This is a genomic window from Pseudomonas sp. 32_A (genome assembly GCF_017490905.1).
Classification (GTDB): domain Bacteria; phylum Pseudomonadota; class Gammaproteobacteria; order Pseudomonadales; family Pseudomonadaceae; genus Aquipseudomonas; species Aquipseudomonas inefficax.
The window spans coordinates 1-456 of record NZ_JAFGYI010000320.1 but is presented as its reverse complement, the minus strand read 5'-3'; the positions used below and the strand labels follow the sequence as shown (position 1 = coordinate 456).

Here is a 456-nt window from a genome sequence, read left to right as displayed (position 1 = left end):
GTGTCGCAGCCTCGGGTCACTGCCTCCTTCGCGTCGCGTACCAGGCGCGCGAATTCTTCGGTGGCCGAGATGCCGAATTGGGCGCGCGCGTAGGTCCAGTCCTCTTCAGCGCGCCGCACCTCCTCGTCGGCTTCGAGCAGGCGACGGTTGGCCTCTTCGACGGTGGCCTGTGCCGCCTGCAGGGCGTCCTGCTGGTTCTGGTGGGTGGCGCGTGTCACGCGGTCTTCCTCGTCTTGGTCCGCCTTGCGCTTAACCAGGGAGGACACGGTGCCCACGAGGGCGGCCACCAGCCCGAAGATAGCCCACTTGAATCCGTTGCCGGAGGAAGATGATGACGCGGCGGACGCCGAGGCGGTGACGATCCCGCCGATGGGCGAGGGCTGGGCCGCGCAGGCGGGTAAGGCGCACGCGAGCGACGTCACTGTCATGACAGTGACGAGGCTGAGGCGTCGGATC

At 68.2% G+C, this 456-nt stretch carries 1 protein-coding gene; it reads right to left on the bottom strand.

Annotation, left to right across the window (positions count from 1 at the left end; genetic code table 11):
* A partial coding sequence (locus J5M58_RS26865; RefSeq protein ID WP_207880424.1) for a hypothetical protein occupies positions 1–266 on the bottom strand: 266 nt, incomplete at its 3' end.
* Between the last annotated feature and the right edge of the window lie 190 nt (positions 267–456).